The following is a 17157-nucleotide window of genomic DNA, read 5'->3' on the forward strand; positions in this document are numbered from 1 at the left end:
GAGGGCGCTTAGCTCAGTTGGTAGAGCATCTCGTTTACACCGAGAGGGTCGGCGGTTCGAGCCCGTCAGCGCCCACCAGAGACCACCGGCCTCAGTCGCCGCCGGCCATGGCGGCGGGATCCATCCACACCGCTTCCCACACATGCCCGTCGGGATCGGCGAGGTTGCGGTTGTATAGGAAGCCCAGATCCTGCTTCGGGTTGATGTCGGCCGTGCCGCCGTGCGCTGCCGCGGCCTCGTTCATCCGGTCGACCTCTTCGCGGCTGTCGCACGACAGCGCGATCATCATCTCGCTCGCCGTCGCGGGCGGGATCGGGCGATCGGTGAAACCGCGCCACTTGGCGTGGGTCAGCAGCATCACATGGATCGTCTCGCTGACCACCATGCACGCGGTGCCGTCGTCGCTGAACTGCGGGTTGTTGGTAAAGCCCAGCGCCTCGTAAAAGCTCGTGGCGCGCGCCAGTTCGGTCACGGGCAGGTTCACGAAAATCATCTTCGACATCGTCGGTCTCCTCTAATCGGAAGCCCCGCCATGACCGTCACGGCGGCTGCTTGCCCGCTGAGTAGAGGGAGCGGTCCGCCGACGAATTGATATTTGGTAGGAAATCGCCTCAGCGCTGGTCGGGCCGGGTCATCGCGATCGTTCGCCTGAGGCGGCTCAGGCTTTCGGGGGTGATGCCGAGCCAGGCGGCGATGTGATGCTGCTTCAGCCTCTTGTGCAGTTCGGGCTCGGCGCGGATGAAGTCGACATAGCGCTGCATCGCGTCGTCGTGGCGGAAGGCGACCTCGCTCGGCTCTTTTTCGATGATCCAGTGCCGTTCCATATAGGCGATATAGATCGCGGCGAGGTCCGGAAAGCGGCCGACGAGCGCCTTGAACGCCGGAAAATCATATTCGAGGACATGGCTCTTCTCGATCGCGGTGATAGAAAAAGCGCTCGGCGTCCCCGTCAAGGTCGCGCTCACCGACGCCGCGATGCGGTTCTCGGGGAAAAAATGCTTGGCGATCAGGTCGCCCTCGGGACCGATATAATGCTGGTAGAACAGCCCTTCGACGACGAAGGCATAATGCGTCGGCACATCTCCCGCGCGGATGAAGGGCTCGTCCCTGGCATAATGGCGCGGCCGCAACAGCGCCGCCCACGCCCGCTCGCCCTCGGCCGACAGGTCGCCATAGTTCCGGATCTTCGTAAAAAATTCCGCCGTGTCCATGGGGGTGATTCGCCTGTCGCCGGTGGTTCCCGTTCATCCCGGCTTCGGCGCCTTGGGGCAACCGGTACGCGTTCGCGGAAAAAAAAATGCCGGCGGCCCAAGGGGAAAGCCGCCGGCATTATTGTAAAGCGCGCAAACGCGCTCTCGGGTCGGGCTAGAGCGTGCGTCGCCCGCGGCCGAACACAAAGGCCACGACGAACAGGATCACGCCGATGACCAGCAGGATCTTGGCGAAATCGGCCGATAGGCCGGCGACCCCACCAAAGCCGAGCAGCGCGGCGATCAGCGCGATGACGGCGAAGATGATGGCATATCTGAACATGGTCTTCTCCTTCCCGAACGCACGACCCCGTACGCTCCCGCACGCGCCATGCGCCGGGCCAGTCTCGCTTCGTCATGCATCGATGAGCCGTTAACGCCCTCTTGCGGATAAAGGTTCCGGCCTCCGCAATCGGTGCCCCGGCGCGGGTCGAAGCCCTAGGGCAAGGCCTCGCGCGCGACCTGCCGCGCGCGCCACACGCTCCACAGGGTGAACAGCCCCATCGCCGCCCAGATCACGTTGAGCACCGCCGATGGCAGCGCGCCATTATAGCCCGAATTGATCACGAAGCCGCCCGCGCCGATCACGTTCATCCACTGATAGGCATAGCCGCGCGCCTCGAGCTTGCCGAGCGAGAGCAATATATAAGCCGCGAGGATGAGCACCGCCGCCGTCCAGCCGGTGGCTTCGATCGCGATGGTGAAAGCGTCCATATCCGTCCCTTCGCACGGGGAGCACCCCCATTGCCGCGACGGCGGCTCAGCGCATCGCGTCTTCCATCGCCTCGACTGCATCCTTCGCCTCGGCGAGGCCGAGCCCGGTCTTCTGGCGCATCAGCTTGATTGCGTCGATCTTGCGGTTCTGGCGGATGAGCTCGCGGATTTCCTCGTCGTCGATCCGCTCGTCGCCGACGCGCCGCAGCGGCGGGCGCGCGGGCGGCGGCGCGGTGAGGTCGCGCCGCCCGCCGCCGCCGCGTAGGAACCGCGCAAGCAGCAACCCGATCAGCAGGCCGACGGCGAGGAAGAGCAATTTGCCGATCATCGCCGCCGCCTCTTGGTGCTTACGCCGCCAGCTTGCGCAGCACGTAGTGCAGGATGCCGCCGTTCATATAATATTCGACCTCGTTCGCGGTATCGATGCGGCAGAGCGTGTCGAAGCTGAAGGTCGAACCATCCGGCCGTGTGACGTTCACGGTGACCGTCTGGCGCGGCTTCAGCTCCGCGACGCCGGTGATGGTGAACTGGTCGTCGCCGGTCAGCCCCAGCGTCTCGCGCGTGTCGCCGCCCTGGAACTGCAGCGGCAGCACGCCCATGCCGACGAGGTTCGAGCGGTGGATACGCTCAAAGCTCTCGACGATCACCGCGCGCACGCCGAGCAGATTGGTGCCCTTCGCCGCCCAGTCGCGCGACGAGCCGGTGCCATATTCCTTGCCCGCGATCACGACCAGCGGCGTGCCGTCGGCCTTGTGGCGCATCGCCGCGTCATAGATCGGCATGACCTCGGCGCCATAGCGCGACATGCCGCCTTCGATGCCGGGGACCATCTCGTTCTTGATGCGGATGTTGGCAAAGGTGCCGCGCATCATCACCTCGTGGTGGCCGCGGCGCGCGCCATAGCTGTTGAAGTCGGCCTTACTGACCTGATGCTCCATCAGCCACTTGCCGGCAGGGCTATCCGCCTTGATCGAGCCCGCGGGGCTGATGTGGTCGGTCGTGATCGAGTCGCCCAGGATCGCGAGCGGCTTCGCGTTCACGATGTCCGACACCGGCGCCGGGGTCATCGACATGCCCTCGAAATAGGGCGGGTTCGCGACATAGGTCGAGCCCGCGCGCCACTGATAGGTGTCGCTGCCCTCGACCTCGATCTTCTGCCAATGCTCGTCGCCCTTGTAGACATGGGCGTAGCGCGCGACGAACATCTCGCGGTCGACCGCGCCCGCCACCGCCTCGGCGACTTCCAGATTGGTCGGCCAGATGTCGGCAAGGAACACGTCGCTGCCGTCCTGCGCCTGCCCGATCGGCGTGGTGGTGAAATCCTCGATCACCGTGCCCTTCAGCGCATAGGCGACCACCAGCGGCGGCGAGGCGAGGAAGTTCGCGCGCACGTCGGGCGACACGCGGCCTTCGAAGTTGCGGTTGCCCGAGATCACCGCCGCGGCGACCAGCCCATTCTCGTTGATCGCCTTCGAAATCGGCTCGGCGAGCGGCCCCGAATTGCCGATGCAGGTGGTGCAGCCATAGCCGACGAGGTTGAAGCCGATATTGTCGAGATGCTTCTGCAAGCCCGCCTTGACCAGATAGTCGGTCACCACCTGCGACCCCGGGGCGAGCGACGTCTTGACCCACGGCTTCGGCTTCAGCCCGAAGGCGTCGGCCTTTTTCGCGACGAGACCCGCGGCGACGAGCACCCCGGGGTTCGAGGTGTTGGTGCAGCTGGTGATCGCGGCGATGGTGACGTCGCCGTCGCCGATGTCGAAATCCTTGCCCTCGACCGGCACGCGCGTCTGTGCCTTTTTATAGGTGTTCGCCATGTCGGCGTTGAACACATCGTCGACGTCGGGAAGCGAGACGCGGTCCTGCGGACGCTTCGGCCCCGCGAGCGACGGCACGACGGTGCCGAGGTCGAGTTCGAGCGTATCGGTGAAAATCGGGTCCGCGGCGCCCTCGACGATCCACAGCCCCTGCGCCTTGGCATAGGCCTCGACCAGCGCGATAGTCTCGTCGCTGCGCCCGGTCAGGCGCATATAATCGAGCGTCTTGTCGTCGACGCCGAAGAAGCCGCACGTGGCGCCATATTCGGGCGCCATATTGGCGAGCGTCGCGCGGTCGGCGAGCGACAGCGAGGCGAGGCCGGGGCCGAAATATTCGACGAAGCGGCCGACGACGCCCTTGGCGCGCAGCATCTGCGTCGCGGTGAGCACCAGGTCGGTCGCGGTCACGCCTTCCTTCAGCGCGCCGGTGAATTTGAAGCCGACGACTTCGGGGATCAGCATCGACACCGGCTGGCCCAGCATCGCGGCTTCCGCCTCGATCCCGCCGACGCCCCAGCCGAGCACGCCCAGCCCGTTGATCATCGTCGTGTGGCTGTCGGTGCCGACGCAGGTGTCGGGATAGGCGACGGTCGCGCCGTCCGCATCGACGCTCGACCACACCGCCTGCGCGATATGCTCCAGATTGACCTGGTGGCAAATGCCCGTGCCCGGGGGCACCGCCTTGAAATTGTCGAGGCTCTTCGATCCCCATTTCAGGAAGTCGTAACGCTCCCCGTTGCGATAATATTCGATCTCGACGTTCTGTTCGAACGCCTTGGGATGGCCGAATTCATCGACCATGACACTGTGGTCGATGACGAGGTGGACGGGGACCAGCGGGTTGATCTTCGACGTGTCGCCGCCCAGCGTCGCGATCGCATCGCGCATCGCGGCGAGGTCGACGACGCAGGGAACGCCGGTGAAATCCTGCAACAGCACGCGCGCCGGGCGATACTGGATTTCCTGGTTCGAATGCGGGTTCTTCTGCCAGTCGACCAGCGCCTTCACATCATCGGTCGACACGGTGAAGCCGCCATCCTCGAAGCGCAGCAGGTTCTCGAGCAGCACCTTCATGCTGAACGGCAGCCGCGACACGTCGCCGAACTTCGCCGCGGCCTTGTCGAGCGAATAGTAAGCGTACTTCTTATCGCCGACGTCGAGCGTCGAGCGGGTTCCCAGCGTGTCGTGGCCGGTGGTGGTCATAGGCTTGCAGTCCCCTGTTTGGGCGCGGCGGGGAAATGACGCCCGAGGCCCGTCCGGGAGAGCGGGGCAAACGGGAGTCGCACGCGCGGTTTTGTTGGGGACGCCTTACGCCGGGGCGGGGGAATTGCAAGGGGGTGGGGGAGGTTGGTTGGCGCAGCGACGCCGTGCGGCCGGCGAGGGCGCGAAGATTTTTTCGCACAAAGCCACGAAGCCACAAAGAGCGACGGCTCTTCCCTTAGTCGTCACCCCGGACTTGATCCGGGGTCCCGCTTTCCAACGTCGCTGAGCGGGACCCCGGATCAAGTCCGGGGTGACGTGGAAGGACAGGCCCGCTTGTTCGCCGCTCCCACAAATGCTATCTTACCGGTATGACCAAGGAAACCAGAGTCTCTGCCAAGGGCCAGGTCGTCATCCCCAAGGACGTCCGCGACCGGCTGCACTGGGACGTCGGCACGGTGCTCGAAGTCGTCGACGGCCCCGCCGGCGTGATGCTGCGCGCCAAGCCCAAGGCCAAACCCGCGCTAAGCTTCGAAGAGGCAATGGCGAAGCTGCGCAAGACGGTGAACTACAAGGGCCCCCGGATCAGCGACGAGGACGCGCACGCCGCGATCGACCGAATGTTCCGCGAGGATAAAAGCTGGGACCCGCCGAATTGAAGGCGGTCGCTACCAACATCCTCGCGCGCTTCATGCTGGACGACGATCCGGTGCAATCGCCGTTGGCGCGCGATCTGGTGAAGGCAGGCGTGTTCGTCCCCCTGACCGTGCTGCTCGAACTCGGATGGCTGCTGCAATCGCGTTACGGTTTGGCACGCGAACATCTCGCGGCTTCCCTGAACGACCTGTTCGACGTCCCAGGAATCGTGCTGGAGGATGATCAGGCTGTGCGCGCGGCGGTGGCGGCGTATGCTAAAGGCGGCGACTTCGCCGACCATCTCCATCTAGTCGCGGCGAAGGGTGTCGAGGCGTTTGTGACATTCGACCGGGGCTTGGTGGCGAATGAAGCAGTCGGGGTGAGGGTCAGGTCGAGCGGATGAACCGCACCATCAAGGAAGCGACCGTTAAACGCTTCCATTACGAGAGCCATGAGCAGCTACGGACACACCTCACCGACTTTATCGCCACCTATACTTCGCCCGTCGGCTCAAGACGCTCAGCGGCCTCACCCCCTACGAATACATCGCCAAGATCTGGACGGCTGAGCCAGAACGGTTCATTGTCAATCCGATCCACCAAATGACCAGACTAAATACTTAGCGCACTAAGCTATATGTTTCCGAATAGAGACGGCATTGAAAAACAGTCCGTTTAATCGCGCGGTGCTGCCGATTACGGCGAGAGATCAAAAAACCAGCTTAGGTCAATTGCAATCGCTGCCAAATTGATGCTTAATGTGGAGGTAACTTGCATCGAAAACAGACATGAACCCTTAGGACGACAGCCGCATGGGGGGATGCGATGCCAATAGAGAAGGACCGCGAGGACGCGGGGGGCGAAGACGACAGCGCGCGACCGAGGGAAGCCGCGCAATTGGCGGCTATTCGCCTTGAGGTCCAACGGCTTGCTGAAATGATGAATGCACTGGTCGGCGACGACCCGAGCAAGGCAAACGAGATCGAGACTGCAAGTCCTATCTCATTCGACCAAGGGCGAGCCGCCGAGGCCGCCCGGATGTATAAAGAGCGCCGTTTGCGCGACCATTTCCTACCATCCGATCTTTTTACCGAGCCAGCTTGGGACATGCTGCTGGACCTTTACAGGGCGCACTATCGAAAAATCGAAGTCGGCATATCGAGCCTATGCCTCGCGGCGTGCGTTCCCATCACAACCGCTCATCGCTGGATTGAAACGATGGAGGAGGCGGGGCTGTTCAAGCGGAGATGCGATCAGAGAGATCGCCGCCGCATCTTTGTAGAGCTAACGGAAAGCGCCCGGCTTGCGATGGACAGATATTTTGACCGGTTGGCGGTGATCAGAAGCCAAGGCGCCTAGGGACTCGTCTCGCCAGTAATAGAAGCATTAGAGCCGATCGCGCCGCGTCCGTCGTTGAGTAGGTCGATAGCGTGACTCAGGGCATTGGCGGCGAGGTTCTGACCAAGGCGATCCAGCACGCGCAGTTCGGATCGCAAGCGATCTCGCACCGCGCGGATATCGTCCGCATTCGTCGAAGCGTTGTCCATGCGACCCGTTCCCCGATGAAGCCTCCGGCCTGATAGGCTCTGTGAGGACGCGGGGACATATCAAACTAGGTTGCGAATTGAAACATCAAACCGCGACCACGGTTGGGATCTATTCGTCCAGAGCTTCGAAGTAGCGCTCCATCCCCTCGAAGGTGGCATCTGCAAGGCCGATGAAGATACGGCGCCCATCCAGCGGATCGGCTTTGCGCAGGCATAGTCCGGCATCGGTCATCGTCTTGATCCAGCGCAGCGCCGTCGTCGCGGGAACCGCTGCGGCGATGCATAGGCTGGAGACTGACACCGGGTGGCGTTCGAGCTGTGCGGCATAGAGGTCGAGCAGCATGTCCCACGCCGGATCGGCGAAGAGGTCGGCGGGGAAATGTTGCTCACGCATCCGCCGCTGGCGCAGCATCCGGCGCACCGCCTTTGCGCGGTGGCGTCGCATGATCCGCTGGTCCAGTTCATAGTCACGCGGACCAACTGAAAAACTGTGCGAAGCGGCGGGAGGCGGCAGTGCGCGTTGTTCTTCGGCTGCTTTGTCTGGAGGATCGAATGGGGCGCGCACCGAACCGCCTTGCCTCATCAGATCGGCCAACATGCGCCCGATTCGCGCGACTTCATCCTGCAAGCGGTCGAGCCGTTCCGCATCGTCCGCCCCGGCGCCAATATGGAAACTGCGTCCATCGATTTCTTGCCCCATTGCTACCCCCTGTTGCAAGGACGTTCGCAATATGATCCAGAACGACACGATATTCACGACAATATCTGTCCGTTTCGGGATCAGATACTGCCAATCTGGTAGGAAGATTACTGTGACAGGTGCAACGATCCCCAAACACACCGCCGATCAGTCCGCCAATCCCAACTCCTGCGCGGCACGGAATATCCGCAACACCTCGACCGCCGCTTCAACCCGATAGGCAATAGCCGTCCGACCCCGAAAGTTCGGCGTGCGGACGCCCGGTGCGATGTCGTCGCGTGGGGTGTCGCGGGAGGGGTCAGTGGCGGGGTCGGCCGTATGGGCTTCGATGGCGCTGGTGCAGGCAAAGGCCGTGTCGGGATCGGCGCGGGCGGCGATCCGGTCGTAGAGGCGGGTGAGGTCGTCGTTGGCGGTCCGGCGCCGGGCGACGCGGACTTTTGTCGTCAAGCGCCTTGGCCCGTCCGTTTCGCATGGCGGGCGGCAAGGCCGCTGCGGACCTCTTCGGCGGGCTGGGCCGGGCGGGGGTCGGCGAGGGCTTCGGCGAGGCGGGCCTTGAGCAGCTCGTCGAGCAAAGCTTCCTCACGATCGAGCGCGCGCAGGCCGGCGCGCACGACCTCGCTGACCGAGGCGGTGCGGCCCGCTTCGACGCGATCCCGCGCAGCGGCGGTGAGCGGGCCGAGCGAGCCGCGCGTCCCGATCGCGGGTGAGGAAAAATGGCTCTTTCCAAAAATATCCAAATAGGTTATAAATGGCGCCGCTTCATTCCAGATGATGCGGGCGGTGGATTATGCGGCCGATGGCGGCGAGGATTTTGCGGGGGAGATCGGCGATCATGTCGGGCGGCGGCGCATACCGGAACGCGCGCTTTCCGAACCCTCGCTTGCCGAGGGGCGCAAGCCGCTCGACCGCACCCGACCAACACATCGACGCTTTGCGTGAAGTTAAAGCAAAAGCGCGTCCCCGGCATCGTCATTGGGCTGAACTTTACTGAACTTTGGCCACGGGAGCCGACGCGGCCCGCGGCATCGCGATGAAACGGACCGCCCCGCATGGCGCGAAGCTTGCGCCCGCGCGCGCCCCCTGTCACCTTTCGCCCCGAGGACACGAAGAGGGGAGATGATCATGCGAAGCCCATATGCCGCGCTGGCCGCCGCCGCGCTGGCCCTGCCGTTCGCGGCGCCCGCCGCGGCGCGTGAAGCGGCCGATGTGATCATGCCGGTCGATCCCAAGGCGCGCGCCTTTCAGGAGGAGGTCGGCTTTGCCGATGCGGTGATCGCGGGCGATACCATCTATCTCTCGGGCGTCGTCGCCGCGCCGCGTGCGGGCGAGACGGGGCTCGAGCCCGCCTTCGAACGCGTCTTCGTTCGCATCGCCGACGTGCTGGCGCGCGCGGGGGTGGGCTGGGACGATGTCGTCGACATGACGACCTTTCACACCGACCTGCCCGCGCAGATCGACGCCTTCGTCGCGGTCAAGAACCGCCATGTGAAGGGTCCGCCGCCGGCGTGGACCGCGATCGGCATCGCGCGCCTCTACGAGCCGACCGCGATCGTCGAGGTCAAGGTGATCGCGCGCAAACCCAAGGGCTGATCGTCCCGAAACGCTTGCGCCGCGCCGCGCGGTCGGCGAAAGTCTGCGCCGAAACGGGGAGGGAAACGCGTGCAGGCGGTCGACGACGACAAGGCGCTGGGGATGAAGGTGATGAAGCTGTCGCGGATGCTGCGGCTGCGCTTCGACCGGCGCGTCGTGCCGCTGGGGCTGACGCGCGCGCAGTGGCAGACGATCGCCTGTATCCGGCGGCGCCCCGGCGCGACGCAGCGCGAGGTCGCGGGGCTGCTCGAGGTCGGCGAGGTCACCGTCGGGCGCTCGATCGACAAGCTCGTCGAGGCGGGCTGGGTCGAGCGGCGCGCCGACCCCGCCGACCGCCGCGCACACCGCATCTGGCTGACCCCCGCGATCGAGCCGCTTATCGACGAACTGACGCGCATCGGCATCGAAGAGGAAGAAGCCGCGCTCGCGGGCTTCGACCCCGCCGAACGCGCCGCGCTCCACGCGATGCTCGCCCGCATCACCACGAATTTGGGCGGTGATACGGCCGAAACTGCGGCGTGCGAGCCGGAGGAGGGCTGAGGGGAGAGCCTGTCCCCCGCCCGGCGCGCGTTCCGGCTATTTCTGCTTGAGCGCTTCGCTCTTCGTCAGCGTGGTGACCAGCTTGCCGTCGACGATGCTGAGCGTGTCGGCAGGGATGCGCACGGTTTCGCGGTTGACGATCGCGAGCACCGCGCCCGACGGCTGGACCTTGTACACCTGGCCGATCTGGCGGCCGCCGGTGTCGCGAAGGACCTCGCCCTGCCGAGGCGCGCGCTCGAGCGCGGGCGCGGCGGCGGTTTCATTGGCGAAAGCGGGCGCCGCGACGAGCAGAGCGGCGGCGAAGGAGAGAGCGAGACGCATAGATGAACCCCTGTAAGACTATATACTAAGCTATATTAGTATAAGCCTGATTAGTGTGCAACGCACAATCGACGTGCCGCGCAATGAGGGATAGTCGCGATGACGATAGGTTGCGCCTCAGAGGCGACGAAGAGATGGGCGCGGGTCTATGCGCTGCCGCGCAGCGCCAGCCGAACCGGAACGCGGGTACCGTCGCGCGCGTGTTCGTCATCCTCGAGCGCCATCGCGACGAGCGCTTCGCCCGCGGCGTCGAGGTCGGGCTCGATCGTGGTGAGCGCGGGGTCGGCGAGGGTGCCGGCGCGGATACCGTCGAAGCCGATCAGCGCGACGTCGCCCGGCACGCTCCGCCCCATCTCCTTCAGCCCCTGCAGCACGCCCAAGGCGAGCATGTCGGTCGCGGCGAAGACCGCATCGACGTCGGGGTGCGCCGCGAGCAGGTCGCGCACGCCCTGAACGCCCTGCGCGTGGCGGTCGGCGGCCGAGACCGCGGGCCAGACGATCGGCGCGATGCCATGATCCGCGAGCGCGGCGGCGAGCCCCTCGCGCCGCTCGTCGAACTGGCGCTGCGCCGAATCGGCAGGGCCGAGGAAGGCGATGCGGCGGCGCCCCTGCGCGACCAGATGTTCGGCGGCGAGCCGGCCGCCCGCGTCATTGTCGCTGCGCATCCAGTGGAAGGGATCGCCCGGGCTGCCCCAGCAGACGAAGTCGAGCCCCGAGGCCTGCGCCTCGGCAAAATAGGCCCAGGCAGGGCGATTGCTGGTGGTGCCGATGACGATCATCGCGTCGGCGAGCCCCGAGGCGACGAAGTCGGCGCGGAAATTGGCCGGGCTTTCCTGGAAGCTGACGAGCAGGTTGAAGCGGCGCGCCGACGTCGCCTCCGCAATGCTGCCGAGCAAGGCGAAGTAGAAGGGATTGATCGCGCTGCGATCCTCGCGGGGGCGGCAGATGGTGACGAGCGCGATCGTCTCGCTGCTCTTCAGCCGCAGCGACGAGGCGTGGCGGTCGACGACATAGCCGAGTTCGCGCGCCGCGGCCGACACGCGCGCGCGCGTCTCGGCATTGACTCCGGGGCTGCCGCGCAGCGCGCGCGAAACGGTCGATTGCGAGACGCCCGCGCGTTCGGCGACGTCGAACGATGTCGGGCGCAGCATTTTTGCGGTCATTCCGGCCTCTTCCCCTCTGTCGCGTCTGTCGCCGCGAGGGGGACGCTTGTCAATCGGCGAGCGGCCAGCGGCGCGCGCGGACCCAGTCGACGAGCGCGACATCCCCGGGCGAGTCGGCGTGGATGCGCGCGCGCAGATCGTCGTCGAGGGCGAGGCGGCGCGCGACCACCTCGCTTTGCGAAGGGTGCGAGGCGGGGAGCGGCGCGGAATCGCCCGCGGCGCGATGATGCTGCCAGTCGGTCGGGATGCCCATCGCGTCGCAGACGAAATCGAGCCCCTCGTTCCAGCGATCGACGGTGGTCACGAACCAGCAGCGGGTCAGCATCTGCCGCGCCATGGCAAGGCGCTGCGCGCCGTCGGCGGGCAGCGCGGTACCGTAGAGCGCCTCGGCGAAAAAGCGGACCATGTAGTTGCGCTGCTCGGCGAGATAATAGTCGCGGTACCAGATGGTGAAATCGTCGGGGGCGTGGCCGCGGCTCCAGCGGAAATTATAGAGCGAGACGCAGCGCTCGGCCGGGTCGCGCAGCACAGTGAAATAGCGCGGATCGCGCGGGCCGGGGACGAGGCGGTCGATGCCGTAATAAGTCTGATGCCCAGAGAGGATTTCGGCGCTGGCGCGCTCCTCCGGCGGGCGGTCGGCGAAATCGGGGCGGCCGTGCGTCTTGCGATAGCTGCGCCCCCAGTGCGAAAATTCGACGAGCTGTTCGTCCATCACGAAATGGCGTTCGAGATGCGCCTTCAGCGTCGTGCCGCCGCATTTGGGGACGTGGAGGAAGATCCACAGCGGGCGCGCGGCGTCGGTCATGCGCCGACCCTGTCGTAGCCGAAACGGGTGAGCAAGGGGCGGTGCGCGGCGAAGACCGTATCGAGGTCGGCGATCTGCTGCGGCGTCAGGCGCGCTATCTGGTCGGCGTTCATGTCGCGCAGCGGCTCGTCGTAGCGGCCCTTGACGGGACGCGCGCGGGCGAGGTCGAGGTCGGCGAGTTCGGGGACGAGCGTCGCGATGCGCGCGGCGACGTCGGTGGGCGCGGCGCACATCTCTTCATAGGTGAAAAAGGCCGCGCGCGAACCGAGCGCGGCGCGGTTCGCCTCCTGCGCCGCGAGCGCGGCGACGATATGGCGCGCGGCGGTGGTGGCGAGGCTGTCGCCGGGAGGGACGGGACCCGCCGCCCCGCCGCGGCGGATGATGCCCTCGGCGATGGCATAGGGATTGCGGACGAGGATCAGGAACGCGGCATCGGGAAACTCCGCTGCCAACTGGTCGGCGATCAGCAGGAAGGGCGGCGAGGCCACGACGAGCGTGTCGGCGCCTGCCTGCGAAGCGCGCGCGTGGAATTCCCACGCGCGGCGGGTGCGCGTCCAGTCGTAGGCGGCGGCCTCGCGAAAGGTTGCGATCGACGCCGGGCCGGCGGCCCAGAGCAGGCGCGTGCCGGTGCCGCGCGAGCTGGGGCCTTGGAAACCCGCGACATGCTGGCCCTCGCGCGGCAGCGACCAGGCGCGGGCGCAATCGGCGAGCGCGGCGGCGAGGAAGGTCGATCCGCTGTTGTTTGGCGCGAGCAGGAAGAGGTGGCGCCGCACCGCGCCCGCGGCGCCGGTGATCATGCCCGGCTCCGGAGCCAGTCGGCGCGCGCCGCCGCCCATAGGCGGAGCGCCTCGGCATAGGCGGGGTCGCGCGCGATGGCGTCGGCGTGGCGGTCGGGGCGCCACGGTTTGGCAGCGCCGTTGAAGTGGAGCACCCGCGCGTCGGCGACCGGCACGGCTTCGTGTGCGAAGCTGGCGGCGCGGTGGCCGATCATCAGGTTGAAGCCGGTGCCGACGAGCGCGACGCGGTCGCGCAGCAGCAGGTTCCACACCGCCTGGTCGGTGTGCTGCGAGGCGATGCGCGACCATCCGGCGGGATCGAGCAAGGGCCAGAGCGCGTCGGCCATCGCAGGGTCGGGGTCGTAGACGAGCAGCCCGGCGTTGAAGCTGGCGCGCGCCTCGCCTTCCGCCGCCACCTCGGCGAGCGTGTCGGCGTCGCGCTGGTTGCCGCGCAGCATCGCGGCGTCGGGGGCAGCGACGAGTGACGCGTCGCTGGCGAACAGCGACGAGATGTCGCCGCGGAAGAGCAGGTCGCTGTCGGCGAAGATGCGCTTGCCGGGGCCGCCCAGAAGCAAAGTCTCGAGGCTGAGGAAGCGGTCACGGCGGCCGCCAAGATACGGGTGCGCGGCGACTAGGGCATCGATCGCGGCGACGAGGCGTCGGCTGGCGGTGCGGCATGAAAGACGCGGGAAGGCGTCGGCGAGCGTGGTCTGGTCGGTTTCGGACAGGCGGCTGTGGAAGACGAGGATGTCGCCGTCGAACCATGGGTTGGTCGCGCGGAAGCTCGCCAGCATGACCTCGGTCCCGATGCGAAAATCGGGCGAAGAGACGGTGACGAGCGTCGGCGCGGTCATGGCGCCGCGTCCGGATCATAGCCGAAGAGCGCGAAGTCGCGCGCGTAACGGGCGCGGATCATGTCGGCGAGTTCGGCGTCGAGGGTGGCGCCCTGGTTTTCGGGCGAGACATTGACCGGCTCGAGCGGGGCGAGCGGCGCGCCGAGCGCGGCCGAGAGGCGGGCCATGTCGGCGGCGAGATTCTCGTGGCGGAGGAGCAGGCTGGTGCGGATTCTGCCGTCGTCGTCGCAGACGAATTCGTGCTGCGGACGGAGCAGGATATGGCCGCGGTCGTCCTTGAGCGCGCGCTTCATCGTGCCGAGCGGGTCGCGTTCCATCGCGTCGCCCTTGCGCCAGGCGAAGCGCGCGAAGGAGAGAAAGCGGTCGAAGGGGGAGCGGACGACCGCGAAGCTGGTCATTGCGTCCCACTGGCTGGGGAGGAGGAAGGGCTGGACGTCGCGGTAGGAGAGGTGGCCGTGACCGATCGCCGCGAGCGGCGCCACGGGGAAATAGCGCCTGTCGAACAGGGTGCATTGTTCCCAGTCGTTCGGCGCGAGCAGTGGGCGGAGCGCGGTGCGCAGCGCATGCCCCGCGGTCTTGGGGATCGCGATAAAGGCGAAGCGGCGGCTGAACGACAGGATCATGGCCGCGCCGCCGGATCGGGAGGGATGTCGAGGAACTGGATCGCGAGGCGTAGCGCCGAATCGCGGCTGATGCCGGTGCGGCGCGCGTCGGCGAGGCGCCGGTGCACTTCGGCCATGTCGAGATAGCGCGCGCGCTTTGGCGGCGTTCCGGCGGCGTCGAGGCGGTCGGCGATGCGGATCATCGCCTCGCCCAGCGCGCGTTCGATCCACGCGACCCGCAGCGGCTCCTTCTTGCTGTTGTTGAGGCGCACGACGTCGGGGAGGAGGCCCGCGCTCGCCTGCTTGATCAGCCAGCGGCGCATCGGACCGCGGCGGAACATGCGCGGCGGCAGCGTATAGATAAATTCGAGCAGGCGGCGGTCGAGTAGCGGGAAACGATAGTCGAGGCCGTGCGCGGCGCCGCTGATCGCCCAGTCCTCTAGCCGCGCGGTGGTCGAGCTGTAGCGCAGCAGATAATGCTGGGTGTGGCGGACGCCGAATTCGCGCAGCCGCGGCACGGGGTAGAGGCGCGCACGGCGGAGGAAGCCGGGGTCGATCAGGCTGTGGCCGGTGCGCGCGCGCCAGCGCAGCGGCACGCGCGGGCGATATTCGCGGCCGAGGCGGCGGCCGGCGTGATAGATGGTGCGCAGCCCTGCGACGAGACCCGGCCGCTGCGCATCGCGGTAGAGTGCCCTCCAGCGGCCGGTCGCGAAGAGTTTCGGATGATGGCCGCGGCCGTTGAACGAGGCGCCCTCGTCGCCGCCCCAGCCCGACAGGATGACCTGGATATCGCGCGCCGCCGCCTCGCGCTGCGTCGCGCCTTCGTGGAGCAGGTTGCGGATGTCGGGACCGCGCGTCCAGTCGCGCGCGAACAACTCGGTCATCTCGTCGGCCGAGAGGGTGGGCGCGAAGAGCTCGAGCCCCAGATGCGCGCGGATCGCCTCGCTCCATCCCGGTTCGCTGTCGGGTTCGGCGTCCGGATCGACGAGGTGCCAGCTGTAGCTCGGCGGGTCGGCCAGGCCGCGGCGGCGGAGCTCGGGCACCGCGAGCGCGGCGATGAGCGAGGAATCGAGCCCGCCGCTCAAATGCACCGCGACGCGCGTCGCGCCGGCAAGGCGATCGATCACCGCTTGTTCGACGAGGAAACGGTAGCGGGCGAGGGTTTCGGCGTCGCCAGCGCGCTCGTCGACGACGATCGCCTCGGGCTGCCACCAGCGGTCGATGTGGACGGTGCCACCCGAAAGATGCAGCCGGTGGCCGGGTTCGAGGCGGCGAACGGCACGCAGGAAGCTGCGGCCGAGCGGCTGGAACTCGCGGTGGACGAGCGTGGTCGCGGCATAATCCTCGTCGAGGTCGTCGGGTACGCCGGGGAGCGCGAGCAGCGCCGCGAGATCGCTGGCGAAAGCGAAGCGCTCCGCATCGAGCGTATAGAAGAAGGGGCGTGCGCCGACATGGTCGCGTGCGGCGAAACTGTCGCCGGTCGCGGCGTCGTGCAGGACGAAGGCATAGTCGCCGTAGAGATGGAGCGGGCAATCGCTGCCCCAGCGGCGCCAGGCGGCGGCGATCAGCGCGGCGGCGGGCGCGCCTTCGGGCGGGGCTAGCGGGCCGAGCGCGGTACGGAGTTCGGCTTGGCCGTCGATGCGCGCATCGGCGACGAGGATCAGGCTGTCTGAAAAGAAAAGCGCATCGCACGAGGGTGCAGGGCGCATCGTGGCGACGGAGCCGAATGCGGCGGCGGCGCGCGTTTCGATGGCGGCTTCGGGGCCGAGCGTGGCGGCGATCGCTGCGCGATCGGCGGGTGCGCCCCGGCGGTGGATGCTACCACAAAATCGATGCATTGCGCTTGATCGATCCGTCCCGATTATGCGTCCGGTCCCGAAGAATCCCCGACCGCGCAGCCGTGCCCGAGCGGCAGACGGGCGTCAAGCGAGGGCGCCCAGGTCCAGGACACAGCAACAACGGCCGCGCGCCGCGCGGCCGTCCAACGGGTCCGAAAAGAAAATGGACGGGCGCCTCTGGGGTGCCCGGTCGCAATCAGGACGCGTCGTAGAAAGTGTCGTCCTGATCGTTGATGTCGCCGCCACCGCCGCGCGTGCGCTCGGCCGGGATCACCGAACGCAGTTCGGGCTTCTGCCAATCCTTGCGCGGCGTGCGAGTTTCTACGGTCTTGGTCATGACTTCCCCCTCTTTACGCTGATGCCGGTAGCATAGCCTTCGGCCCTTGCTACCCCAATGACAAATACCTTCTCATAGTGGGACAGAATGACCCTTGCGTCAAGGCATTAGGCCCATGTCCCAAATACTTAGGACTCCTGCAGCGTTACGAGGCCTTTTTCGGCCAGCTCCTCAATGAATCCAATTGTTTCGGTGCGGCAAACATCCGCGTCGACATCATATTCGGCGACCAGCGATTCGCAGATCACATCGAGCGTCGCGGGGGCGTCGATCAGCGCCCAGATGCGGCCGCCGACCGAATCGATGTCGAAATAATTGCCGCTGTCGATGTCCATCATCATCAGCCCGTCGTCGAAATCGTTGAAGAGTATCGACGGATTGCGTGCGACGACGGTGCTGCCCGAAATTGCGGCTGTCATGCTTTCCCCCAAAATCTCTGCCCCGCCGCGGCGATAGCGAGCGGGTGCG

The 17157-nt window shown here is 66.6% G+C and carries 25 protein-coding genes, 1 tRNA gene and 1 pseudogene; 8 read left to right on the top strand and 19 right to left on the bottom strand.

Annotated elements, in window-relative coordinates:
* The first annotated feature begins 2 nt into the window (after positions 1–2).
* Positions 3–78 (top strand) — tRNA-Val (locus BWQ93_RS18430).
* A gap of 13 nt (positions 79–91) precedes the next feature.
* On the opposite strand, the gene BWQ93_RS18435 is transcribed toward BWQ93_RS18430, so the two are convergent.
* The 6 genes from BWQ93_RS18435 to acnA all read right to left on the bottom strand — a co-directional run bounded on the left by BWQ93_RS18435 (position 92) and on the right by acnA (position 4984).
* A complete protein-coding gene (locus BWQ93_RS18435; RefSeq protein WP_077031756.1) occupies positions 92–502 on the bottom strand; it encodes a VOC family protein in 411 nt (136 codons plus the stop codon).
* Between the two features lie 109 nt (positions 503–611).
* A complete protein-coding gene (locus tag BWQ93_RS18440) occupies positions 612–1211 on the bottom strand; it encodes a Crp/Fnr family transcriptional regulator (RefSeq protein ID WP_077031757.1) in 600 nt (199 codons plus the stop codon).
* A gap of 154 nt (positions 1212–1365) precedes the next feature.
* Complete coding sequence (locus tag BWQ93_RS18445; protein ID WP_077031758.1) at positions 1366–1533, bottom strand: DUF1328 domain-containing protein; 168 nt, start codon at positions 1531–1533, stop codon at positions 1366–1368.
* Positions 1534–1688: 155 nt separating this feature from the next.
* Positions 1689–1964 carry a CBU_0592 family membrane protein gene (locus tag BWQ93_RS18450; RefSeq protein ID WP_077031759.1) on the bottom strand — a complete coding sequence of 92 codons (276 nt, stop codon included), beginning with the start codon at positions 1962–1964 and terminating at the stop codon, positions 1689–1691.
* A gap of 46 nt (positions 1965–2010) precedes the next feature.
* Complete coding sequence (locus BWQ93_RS18455; RefSeq protein WP_077031760.1) at positions 2011–2292, bottom strand: ribosomal protein L7/L12; 282 nt, start codon at positions 2290–2292, stop codon at positions 2011–2013.
* A gap of 19 nt (positions 2293–2311) precedes the next feature.
* Positions 2312–4984 (bottom strand): aconitate hydratase AcnA, encoded by a 2673-nt coding sequence (gene acnA / locus BWQ93_RS18460; RefSeq protein ID WP_077031761.1) that lies wholly within the window; start codon positions 4982–4984, stop codon positions 2312–2314.
* A 368-nt stretch (positions 4985–5352) separates the two neighbouring features.
* Between acnA and BWQ93_RS18465 the strand changes: the two genes are divergently transcribed.
* The 4 genes and pseudogenes from BWQ93_RS18465 (at position 5353) to BWQ93_RS18480 (ending at position 6975) form a co-directional block, all read left to right on the top strand.
* Positions 5353–5640 carry an AbrB/MazE/SpoVT family DNA-binding domain-containing protein gene (locus BWQ93_RS18465; protein WP_077031762.1) on the top strand — a complete coding sequence of 96 codons (288 nt, stop codon included), beginning with the start codon at positions 5353–5355 and terminating at the stop codon, positions 5638–5640.
* The gene (locus BWQ93_RS18470; RefSeq protein ID WP_077031763.1) at positions 5637–6020 is read left to right on the top strand and encodes a type II toxin-antitoxin system VapC family toxin; all 384 of its coding nucleotides are present in this window, start codon (positions 5637–5639) and stop codon (positions 6018–6020) included. The genes BWQ93_RS18465 and BWQ93_RS18470 overlap by 4 nt, the downstream gene beginning before the upstream one ends.
* A pseudogene (locus BWQ93_RS18475) lies at positions 6002–6240 on the top strand (IS3 family transposase); the annotation flags it as partial. The gene BWQ93_RS18470 and the pseudogene BWQ93_RS18475, both read left to right, overlap by 19 nt.
* Positions 6241–6441: 201 nt before the next feature.
* The gene (locus BWQ93_RS18480; protein ID WP_077031764.1) at positions 6442–6975 is read left to right on the top strand and encodes a hypothetical protein; all 534 of its coding nucleotides are present in this window, start codon (positions 6442–6444) and stop codon (positions 6973–6975) included.
* Here BWQ93_RS18480 and BWQ93_RS18485 read toward each other — a convergent pair.
* From BWQ93_RS18485 to BWQ93_RS18500, 4 genes are all read right to left on the bottom strand, one after another.
* Entirely contained in the window at positions 6972–7163 is a 192-nt protein-coding gene (locus tag BWQ93_RS18485; RefSeq protein WP_077031765.1) for a hypothetical protein, read from the bottom strand. The two genes, BWQ93_RS18480 and BWQ93_RS18485, sit on opposite strands and share 4 nt — an antisense overlap.
* Before the next feature lie 109 nt (positions 7164–7272).
* Positions 7273–7920 (bottom strand): hypothetical protein, encoded by a 648-nt coding sequence (locus BWQ93_RS18490; RefSeq protein WP_198040423.1) that lies wholly within the window; start codon positions 7918–7920, stop codon positions 7273–7275.
* A gap of 90 nt (positions 7921–8010) precedes the next feature.
* Positions 8011–8310 (bottom strand): type II toxin-antitoxin system RelE/ParE family toxin, encoded by a 300-nt coding sequence (locus BWQ93_RS18495; protein ID WP_077031767.1) that lies wholly within the window; start codon positions 8308–8310, stop codon positions 8011–8013.
* The gene (locus BWQ93_RS18500) at positions 8307–8600 is read right to left on the bottom strand and encodes a ribbon-helix-helix domain-containing protein (protein ID WP_232314663.1); all 294 of its coding nucleotides are present in this window, start codon (positions 8598–8600) and stop codon (positions 8307–8309) included. Before BWQ93_RS18500 ends, BWQ93_RS18495 begins: the two co-directional genes overlap by 4 nt.
* A 31-nt stretch (positions 8601–8631) precedes the next feature.
* On the opposite strand from BWQ93_RS18500, the gene BWQ93_RS20955 reads away from it, so the two are divergent.
* From BWQ93_RS20955 to BWQ93_RS18510, 3 genes are all read left to right on the top strand, one after another.
* Entirely contained in the window at positions 8632–8802 is a 171-nt protein-coding gene (locus BWQ93_RS20955; protein WP_156878291.1) for a hypothetical protein, read from the top strand.
* Positions 8803–8985: 183 nt separating this feature from the next.
* On the top strand, positions 8986–9453 hold the full coding sequence (locus BWQ93_RS18505) for a Rid family hydrolase (RefSeq protein WP_198040424.1): 468 nt from the start codon (positions 8986–8988) through the stop codon (positions 9451–9453).
* Positions 9454–9522: 69 nt separating this feature from the next.
* Positions 9523–9993 carry a MarR family winged helix-turn-helix transcriptional regulator gene (locus BWQ93_RS18510; protein ID WP_083721042.1) on the top strand — a complete coding sequence of 157 codons (471 nt, stop codon included), beginning with the start codon at positions 9523–9525 and terminating at the stop codon, positions 9991–9993.
* Between the two features lie 36 nt (positions 9994–10029).
* Here the strand turns inward: BWQ93_RS18510 and BWQ93_RS18515 are convergent, their stop codons facing one another.
* The 9 genes from BWQ93_RS18515 to BWQ93_RS18550 all read right to left on the bottom strand — a co-directional run bounded on the left by BWQ93_RS18515 (position 10030) and on the right by BWQ93_RS18550 (position 17108).
* Positions 10030–10314: a hypothetical protein gene (locus BWQ93_RS18515; protein ID WP_077031768.1), complete on the bottom strand. Its 285-nt coding sequence runs from the start codon at positions 10312–10314 to the stop codon at positions 10030–10032.
* A 146-nt stretch (positions 10315–10460) separates the two neighbouring features.
* Complete coding sequence (locus BWQ93_RS18520; RefSeq protein ID WP_077031769.1) at positions 10461–11477, bottom strand: LacI family DNA-binding transcriptional regulator; 1017 nt, start codon at positions 11475–11477, stop codon at positions 10461–10463.
* A 49-nt stretch (positions 11478–11526) separates the two neighbouring features.
* A complete protein-coding gene (locus tag BWQ93_RS18525) occupies positions 11527–12282 on the bottom strand; it encodes a sulfotransferase family 2 domain-containing protein (protein ID WP_077031770.1) in 756 nt (251 codons plus the stop codon).
* A complete protein-coding gene (locus BWQ93_RS18530; protein ID WP_198040425.1) occupies positions 12279–13079 on the bottom strand; it encodes a sulfotransferase in 801 nt (266 codons plus the stop codon). Before BWQ93_RS18530 ends, BWQ93_RS18525 begins: the two co-directional genes overlap by 4 nt.
* Entirely contained in the window at positions 13076–13912 is an 837-nt protein-coding gene (locus tag BWQ93_RS18535) for a glycosyltransferase (RefSeq protein WP_077031772.1), read from the bottom strand. Before BWQ93_RS18535 ends, BWQ93_RS18530 begins: the two co-directional genes overlap by 4 nt.
* Entirely contained in the window at positions 13909–14535 is a 627-nt protein-coding gene (locus tag BWQ93_RS18540; RefSeq protein WP_077031773.1) for a sulfotransferase family 2 domain-containing protein, read from the bottom strand. The genes BWQ93_RS18535 and BWQ93_RS18540 overlap by 4 nt, the downstream gene beginning before the upstream one ends.
* Positions 14532–16352: an asparagine synthetase B family protein gene (locus BWQ93_RS18545; protein WP_077031774.1), complete on the bottom strand. Its 1821-nt coding sequence runs from the start codon at positions 16350–16352 to the stop codon at positions 14532–14534. The genes BWQ93_RS18540 and BWQ93_RS18545 overlap by 4 nt, the downstream gene beginning before the upstream one ends.
* Positions 16353–16548: 196 nt before the next feature.
* Positions 16549–16689, bottom strand: coding sequence for a hypothetical protein (locus BWQ93_RS20960; protein ID WP_156878292.1), 141 nt, complete (start codon positions 16687–16689; stop codon positions 16549–16551).
* 128 nt (positions 16690–16817) lie between these two features.
* Positions 16818–17108, bottom strand: coding sequence for a PqqD family peptide modification chaperone (locus BWQ93_RS18550; RefSeq protein WP_077031775.1), 291 nt, complete (start codon positions 17106–17108; stop codon positions 16818–16820).
* Positions 17109–17157: the final 49 nt, after the last annotated feature.

The sequence above is a fragment of the Sphingopyxis sp. QXT-31 genome, assembly GCF_001984035.1.
In the GTDB taxonomy this organism is placed as follows: Bacteria; Pseudomonadota; Alphaproteobacteria; order Sphingomonadales; family Sphingomonadaceae; genus Sphingopyxis.

Excerpts from the sequence above, each read along its gene's own strand:
- BWQ93_RS18435 (WP_077031756.1), bottom strand. The coding sequence starts at position 502 with ATGTCGAAGATGATTTTCGTGAACCTGCCCGTGACCGAACTGGCGCGC.
- BWQ93_RS18440 (WP_077031757.1), bottom strand. The coding sequence starts at position 1,211 with ATGGACACGGCGGAATTTTTTACGAAGATCCGGAACTATGGCGACCTG.
- BWQ93_RS18445 (WP_077031758.1), bottom strand. The coding sequence starts at position 1,533 with ATGTTCAGATATGCCATCATCTTCGCCGTCATCGCGCTGATCGCCGCG.
- BWQ93_RS18450 (WP_077031759.1), bottom strand. The coding sequence starts at position 1,964 with ATGGACGCTTTCACCATCGCGATCGAAGCCACCGGCTGGACGGCGGCG.
- BWQ93_RS18455 (WP_077031760.1), bottom strand. The coding sequence starts at position 2,292 with ATGATCGGCAAATTGCTCTTCCTCGCCGTCGGCCTGCTGATCGGGTTG.
- acnA (WP_077031761.1), bottom strand. The coding sequence starts at position 4,984 with ATGACCACCACCGGCCACGACACGCTGGGAACCCGCTCGACGCTCGAC.
- BWQ93_RS18465 (WP_077031762.1), top strand. The coding sequence starts at position 5,353 with ATGACCAAGGAAACCAGAGTCTCTGCCAAGGGCCAGGTCGTCATCCCC.
- BWQ93_RS18480 (WP_077031764.1), top strand. The coding sequence starts at position 6,442 with ATGCCAATAGAGAAGGACCGCGAGGACGCGGGGGGCGAAGACGACAGC.
- BWQ93_RS18485 (WP_077031765.1), bottom strand. The coding sequence starts at position 7,163 with ATGGACAACGCTTCGACGAATGCGGACGATATCCGCGCGGTGCGAGAT.
- BWQ93_RS20955 (WP_156878291.1), top strand. The coding sequence starts at position 8,632 with ATGATGCGGGCGGTGGATTATGCGGCCGATGGCGGCGAGGATTTTGCG.
- BWQ93_RS18505 (WP_198040424.1), top strand. The coding sequence starts at position 8,986 with ATGCGAAGCCCATATGCCGCGCTGGCCGCCGCCGCGCTGGCCCTGCCG.
- BWQ93_RS18515 (WP_077031768.1), bottom strand. The coding sequence starts at position 10,314 with ATGCGTCTCGCTCTCTCCTTCGCCGCCGCTCTGCTCGTCGCGGCGCCC.
- BWQ93_RS18520 (WP_077031769.1), bottom strand. The coding sequence starts at position 11,477 with ATGACCGCAAAAATGCTGCGCCCGACATCGTTCGACGTCGCCGAACGC.
- BWQ93_RS18525 (WP_077031770.1), bottom strand. The coding sequence starts at position 12,282 with ATGACCGACGCCGCGCGCCCGCTGTGGATCTTCCTCCACGTCCCCAAA.
- BWQ93_RS18530 (WP_198040425.1), bottom strand. The coding sequence starts at position 13,079 with ATGATCACCGGCGCCGCGGGCGCGGTGCGGCGCCACCTCTTCCTGCTC.
- BWQ93_RS18535 (WP_077031772.1), bottom strand. The coding sequence starts at position 13,912 with ATGACCGCGCCGACGCTCGTCACCGTCTCTTCGCCCGATTTTCGCATC.
- BWQ93_RS18540 (WP_077031773.1), bottom strand. The coding sequence starts at position 14,535 with ATGATCCTGTCGTTCAGCCGCCGCTTCGCCTTTATCGCGATCCCCAAG.
- BWQ93_RS18545 (WP_077031774.1), bottom strand. The coding sequence starts at position 16,352 with ATGCATCGATTTTGTGGTAGCATCCACCGCCGGGGCGCACCCGCCGAT.
- BWQ93_RS20960 (WP_156878292.1), bottom strand. The coding sequence starts at position 16,689 with ATGACCAAGACCGTAGAAACTCGCACGCCGCGCAAGGATTGGCAGAAG.
- BWQ93_RS18550 (WP_077031775.1), bottom strand. The coding sequence starts at position 17,108 with ATGACAGCCGCAATTTCGGGCAGCACCGTCGTCGCACGCAATCCGTCG.